The organism is Streptomyces sp. WAC05292, assembly GCF_003949955.1.
In the GTDB taxonomy this organism is placed as follows: domain Bacteria; phylum Actinomycetota; class Actinomycetes; order Streptomycetales; family Streptomycetaceae; genus Streptomyces; species Streptomyces globosus.
Genome location: NZ_RPSE01000372.1, coordinates 1 through 6,247, shown reverse-complemented (window position 1 = coordinate 6,247; position 6,247 = coordinate 1). Strand labels below are relative to the sequence as shown.

Below are 6,247 nucleotides of genomic sequence, written 5' to 3'. Positions count from 1 at the left end.
GGTGTGGTTCCAGTCGTTCAGGCCGCCCGGCTGTCCGGCCCGCCAGGCCCTCCACCCACCCATGCTGCGATCAGGAACAGATCATGCTGTCACGTCTCCGCCGAGTCGCTGAAGCGGCGTGCGCGCACCCGCTCGCCACAGCGGAACGGCTGTCCGCCGCCACGCACCTGCTGTCCAGCCTCGAATACCTCGTCCGCAGGACCGACCGGCAGCCGGGCGGCCTGAACGACTGGAACCACACCAGGTCCCAGGTTCCCGGCCGCACGAAGGCCACCCAGGCGGTCAAGGACTTCGTCGCCCGGGAGCCGGTCACCCAGGCCATCCACGCCTCTCGGGTCCTGGCCGCGGCCGTCCTGATCTCGCCGGTGCGGAACAACTCCGTACGCATGGCCGCCAACGCCTACCTGGTCGGCAGCCAGCTCGTCGTCTACCCACGCCACCTGTTCGGCACCGACGGCTCGGACCAGGTGTCCTTCCTCGTGCAGACGGCCGCCGCCCTCGGCCGCGCGGGCGGCAGCGACGCCACCCGCAACGCCGCGGTCCAGTTCATCGGCGCCCAGACCGTCCTGTCGTACGGCGCCTCCGGCTGGGCCAAGCTCCCCGGCGACGCCTGGCGCTCCGGCGACGCCCTCGCCAAGATCATGCGCACGCAGACCTACGGCGACGAGTGGTTCTTCAACAAGCTGGAGAAGTACCCCGCCGCGTCCCGCGCCATCTGCCACGCCGTCCTGGCCCTGGAGTGCGGCTTCCCCCTCCTGCTGCTGAAGAAGGGCAAATACGTGGACGCCGGGCTGGCGGCCATGGGCGCCTTCCACCTGGCCAACGCCCGCTTCATGGGACTCTCCCGCTTCGCCTGGGCGTTCGTCTCCACCTACCCGTCCGTCCGCGCACTCGCCAAGGGCACCAAGGAGGCGGCGTGAAGCCCCTGACCTTCCCCCGCCTCACCGGCGCCGGCCTGGCGGCGTGCCTCGCCGCCGGCATCGCCCACCAGGGCTACGCCGAACTGGTGACCCGCACCCGCCGCCACGCCGGCTTCGAACGCCGCCGCGTCCGGTGCGACACCGGCAACATCATCACGTACCACGTACGCCGCGGAACCCCGGGCGGCCCCACCCTCGTGTGCGAGGCCGGGCTGATGAACACCGCCACCTCCTGGCTGCTCCTCGCCGACTTCCTCGACCCGTCGATCTCCGTGCTCGTCTACGACCGGGCCGGCTACGGCAGCTCGCTGCGCCGCTGCCCCGAGGACTACTCGCTGAACGAGTCCGTCGGCGACCTCCTCCAGGTCATCGCCGACGGGGTCGACACCGACGGCGCCTGCGTCCTCGCCGGGCACTCGCTCGGCGGCTACATCGCCCACCGGGCCGCCGCCGCAGCCCCCGACCGGGTGGACGGCGTCGTCCTCGTCGACCCCAACCACCCGCGGGAGCTCATCCACTCCCGCAAGCAGCGCGAGGGCGCCCGCGCCGCCAACCTGACGATGAAGCTGGGCCCCTGGTCCGCGACCCTCGGCGGCGGACTCCTGCTGGACAAGAAGGGCATGTTCGCCTTCGCGGCCGGCAGCCCCCACCACCGGGCACTGCGCCTGGAGGGATCCGCCCCCTCCACCTGGCGCGCCGCCCTGAGGGAGTGGAACTACTCCTACGCCTTCATGCTCGACGGCGGCCGCCCGCTCGACCGCCTGGGCGTGCCGGTGTGGGTGGTCGCCGCCGAATCGACGGTACGGGACATCCCCGAACACCACGACCTGTACGAGGAGTACGTCGCATCCGGCGACGGCGGCGGCGTCGTCACCATCCCCGGATCCACCCACGTCTCCCTGACCGGCGGAATGGAACACACCCCCCACACCGCCAAGGCGATCGAGCAGGCGGTCGCAGACACCGCCGCCCGCCGCGGCGAGGACGACCCGGACCGGAGGGAAGCGGCATGAGCAAGGCGAAGACCGTGGTGCAGCAGGCGGTGCCGGCCATCCTCGCCGGATGGTTCGTCGCCTCCGTCCTCAGCCAGCACCCCGACCGCAGCTACGACAAGCTCCGCAAGGCCGACAAGACCGGGACCGGCATCCTCATCCCGAACTGGCGCTTCTTCGCCCCCAACCCGGCGGTCGACGACCAGCACTTCCTGTACCGGCTGGCCACCGCCGACAAGTCGGAGCACACCGAGTGGCGCGAGGTGTACTCCATCGCCCCGCGCAAGCTCGTCCACGCCTTCTGGTTCCCCGGCCGCCGCATCGAGAAGGCCATCTTCGACGTGGCCTCCACCCTCCTCCACAACCCCGGCGCGATGACACCGCTGCACCGGGAGGCCAAGGAGGGGGCCTACCGCCTCATCAACGAGTTCGTGCGGCAGCGCCTCACCCCCGAACCGGGCTACCCCCTCTTCCAGGTGATGCTCGTCCGCTACTCCGGCTACGACCACAGCGAGGACCCCAAGTACGACATGGTCTTCGACTACGAAGAGGTGAACCGGTGACCCGGGACGTGCAGTACGGCACCGCCGTGGCATCCGTGTACGACACGCTGATCGCCCCCGCCATGCCCACCGCGGAGGCCGTGGACCGGCTCCGGCCCCACGTCGCCGGCGGCCGCGTCCTCGAGATCGGCGTGGGCACCGGCCGCATCGCCGCCCCCGTCGCGGCGATCGCCGCCCACGTCACCGGCGTCGACAACTCCGAGCCGATGCTGGAGCAGTTCCGCGCCAAGGGCCTCCCCGGCAACGTCGCACTGGTCCGGGCCGACTTCCGCCACCCCCTCCCGCTCGCCGGCACCTTCACCGCCGCGTACTCCACCATGGGATCCCTGGCATGCGTGTCCTCGCGCGGCGAACTGACCCGCGCCCTGACCCACGTACGGCAGACCCTGGAGCCGGGCGCCGCCCTCTGCCTGGAGTACTACTCCACCACCACCTACCGGCCCCTCGCCGCCCTGCACACCCTGACCGTGCCGACCCCCGACCGCCCCGGCACCACCACCTTCACCGTCACCCTCGACGACGCGGACATCCTCACCATGGACACCCGCATCGACGAGGACGGCAAGGCTCCCGTGGCCTTCGGCGAGCAGGTCCTCCTCATCGAACGGGACGAGGTCGAGGCCTGCCTGGCCCGCGCCGGCTTCACCGTCGAGGACGTCGTCCCGGCCGGCGAGCACGAGCCCTACGACTGGTACACCGCCCGCGCCGACGGGTGACCGGCCCGGGCCGGCTCCAAGGCAACACGACGCGACGCGATCTTCTTTCCGAATGAGGGCTGACGAGTGAACATATCCAAGATCGTCCGTGGGCACCGGCTGCTCCTGGCCGCCGGCGTCGTCCTCGGCCTGGCGGGCACCGCGGCCACCCTGCTGCAGCCCCTGCTCATAGGCCGGCTCATCGAAGCCGTCGCCACGGACGCGCCCACCACCTGGCCGATCGTCAGCATCGCGGCCCTCTTCCTCGCCGACGCGGCCCTGGCCGCCGCGCACTTCTACCTGATCGGCCGCGCCGGCGAGAATATCGTCCTCGACATGCGGACCACCCTCACCGGCCGGCTGCTCCACTCCCGCATCCCGGCGTTCGACCGCCTGGAACACGGAGACGTGTTCACCCGCACCGTCGCGGACACCTCGCTCGCCCGCGTCGCCCTCTCCTCCTCCGCCGCCCAGATCGTCACCTCCGGGTTCACCGCCCTCGGCTGCGTCGCCGTCATGGCCTGGATCGACTGGAAGATGCTCCTCGTCACCGTGGGGTGCCTCGGCGCCGCCAGCGCGATCGCGCTCACCGTCGCCCGCGCCGTCCGCAAGGCGGCCGTCACCAACCGCGAGGACACCAGCGCCTACGGCTCCGGGCTCCTGCGCGTCCTCGGCGCCCTGACCACCGTCAAGGCGTCGCGGGCCGAGCGGCGCGAAGCCGAGCACCTCGGCGGCCTCGCCGAAGCCGCCCGCACCAGCGGCATCCGCGTCACCCGCCTGTCGGCGCTGCTCATGCCCGCCATGAACGTCGGCACCCAGGTCTCCCTCGCCGTCGTCATCACCTGGGGCATGGCGCGCACCGCCACCGGCAGCCTCCCGCCCCAGGACCTGACCGCGTTCATCATGTACCTCTTCTACCTGGTCGCCCCCCTCGTGACGTTCTTCATGTCGCTCGGGGAGTTCCAGCAGGGCCGGGCCGCCATCGACCGCGTCCGGGAACTGGCCGCGATCGAACAGGAGCCGGACGGCACCGCAGCGCCCCGCGCCACCGTCCCCGGCCGGCCCGCGGTCGAGTTCGAGGACGTCTCCTTCACCTACGAAGGCGGCGCCGCCCCCGCCACGAACGGCGTCTCCTTCTCCCTGCCCGCCACCGGCGTCACCGCCATCGTCGGCCCCTCCGGCGCCGGAAAGACCACCCTCTTCCAGCTCATCGAACGCTTCCACACCCCCGACAGCGGAACCATCCGCCTCTCGGGCACCCCCACCGCGGCCATGCCCCTGGACCTCCTGCGCTCCCGCATCGGCCTCGTCGAACAGGACGCCCCGCTGCTGCGCGGCACGGTCCGGGAGAACCTCACCTACGCCTGCCCGGACGCCGGCGAGGACGACATCGCCCGGGCCGTGGCCGCGGCCCACCTGACGGACGTCGTCGACGCCCTGCCCGACGGCCTCGACACCCGGCTCGGCGAAGGCGGCAGCGGCCTCTCCGGCGGCCAGCGCCAGCGCCTCGCCATCGCCCGCGCCCTGCTCACCCGCCCCGACGTCCTCCTGCTCGACGAGGCCACCTCCCACCTCGACTCCGACTCCGAGCGGGCCCTGCGCGACGCCATCACCGAGATCAGCACCCGGTGCCAGGTCCTCGCCATCGCGCACCGCCTGTCCACCACCATCGGCGCCGACCGCATCCTCGTCATCGAGGACGGACGCCTGCGGGCCAGCGGCACCCACGCCGAGCTGATGGAGCGCGACTCCACCTACCGGCGCCTGGCCGAAGGCCAGCTCGCCCCCGTGGGGGCCGCCGCATGACCGACGCAGCGATCGTCGGCACGGGCCCGAACGGCCTGGCCGCCGCCGTCACCCTCGCCCGGGCGGGCCTGAAGGTGGCCCTGTTCGAGAAGGCCGACACCATCGGCGGCGGCCTGCGCAGCGCGCCCCTGTTCGACACCGACGTGGTGCACGACATCTGCTCCGCCGTGCACCCGATGGCCGCCGCCTCCGCCTTCTTCCGCCGGTTCGACCTCCAGGCCCGCGGCGTCCGCCTGCTCCAGCCCGACATCCCCTACGCCCACCCCCTGCCGGACGGAGGCGCGGCCGCCGCCTGGCGCAGCGTCACCCGCACCGCCGCCCACCTCGGCGCGGACGCGGACCGCTGGACCCGCCTCATGGGACCCCTGGTCGCCCGCTCCCGGTCGGTCGTCGACCTGGTCCTCTCCGACCAGCGCACCCTGCCCCGCGACCCGGCGACCGCCGTGCGGTTCGCGACACGCGTCCTGGCACACATGACGGGCATCGCCGCGTTCCGCACCGAGGAGGCCAGGGCGCTCCTCACCGGCGTGGCCGCCCACGCCGTGGGCCGCCTGCCCTCCCCGGCGTCGGCGGCGGTCGCGATGCTCCTCGGCCACACCGCGCACAGCAGCGGCTGGCCGCTTCCCGAGGGCGGCAGCGCCCGGATCGCCGACGCCCTGGCGGCCGACATCACCGCGCACGGCGGCACCTTCCACACCGGATGGCACGTCCGCGACCTGTCGGAACTCGGCGACGTCCCGCTGGTCCTGCTCGACGTCAGCCCCAAGGAGTTCCTCGGCCTCGCCGGCTCCCGCCTCCCCGACCGCTACCGGCGCGCCCTCGCCCGCTTCCGCTACGGGCCCGGCGCGGCCAAGGCGGACTTCCTGGTCGACGGCCCCATCCCCTGGGCGAATCCCCTCGTGGGCCGGGCCGGCACCGTGCACCTGGGCGGCACCCACGCCGACATCGTCCGGCAGGAGAACGCGACCGCGGCCGGCCGGCGCGTCCCCGACCCGTTCGTCCTCGTCGTCGACCCCGCGGTCACCGACCCCACCCGCGCCGCCGGATCCAGGCGGCCCGTATGGGCGTACGCGCACGTCCCCCACGGCGACACCCGCGACCCCGTCGACCTCATCCGCACCCGCATCGAGGCGTACGCGCCCGGCTTCACGGACACCGTCATCGCCTCCCGGGGCATGTCGGCCGCCGCGTACGAGGCGTACAACCCCAACTACGTCGGCGGCCGACATGCCCCGGGAGGCGATGACGGTGTCCGTGAAGCCGGGCGCGTA

Annotated in this window: 6 protein-coding genes; all 6 read left to right on the top strand. The window is 73.0% G+C overall.

The features are described from left to right. Positions 1–83 precede the first annotated feature (83 nt). Positions 84–920: a hypothetical protein gene (locus EF903_RS34370; protein ID WP_185902840.1), complete on the top strand. Its 837-nt coding sequence runs from the start codon at positions 84–86 to the stop codon at positions 918–920. Continuing rightward, a complete protein-coding gene (locus EF903_RS34365) occupies positions 917–1,933 on the top strand; it encodes an alpha/beta fold hydrolase (RefSeq protein WP_185902839.1) in 1,017 nt (338 codons plus the stop codon). Before EF903_RS34370 ends, EF903_RS34365 begins: the two co-directional genes overlap by 4 nt. Further along, positions 1,930–2,475 (top strand): hypothetical protein, encoded by a 546-nt coding sequence (locus tag EF903_RS34360; protein ID WP_185902838.1) that lies wholly within the window; start codon positions 1,930–1,932, stop codon positions 2,473–2,475. The genes EF903_RS34365 and EF903_RS34360 overlap by 4 nt, the downstream gene beginning before the upstream one ends. After that, a complete protein-coding gene (locus EF903_RS34355) occupies positions 2,472–3,191 on the top strand; it encodes a class I SAM-dependent methyltransferase (protein ID WP_221888781.1) in 720 nt (239 codons plus the stop codon). The genes EF903_RS34360 and EF903_RS34355 overlap by 4 nt, the downstream gene beginning before the upstream one ends. A 66-nt stretch (positions 3,192–3,257) precedes the next feature. Continuing rightward, the gene (locus EF903_RS35975; RefSeq protein WP_125547462.1) at positions 3,258–4,976 is read left to right on the top strand and encodes an ABC transporter ATP-binding protein; all 1,719 of its coding nucleotides are present in this window, start codon (positions 3,258–3,260) and stop codon (positions 4,974–4,976) included. Then, a partial coding sequence (locus EF903_RS26970) for an NAD(P)/FAD-dependent oxidoreductase (protein ID WP_148142580.1) occupies positions 4,973–6,247 on the top strand: 1,275 nt, incomplete at its 3' end. The genes EF903_RS35975 and EF903_RS26970, both read left to right, overlap by 4 nt.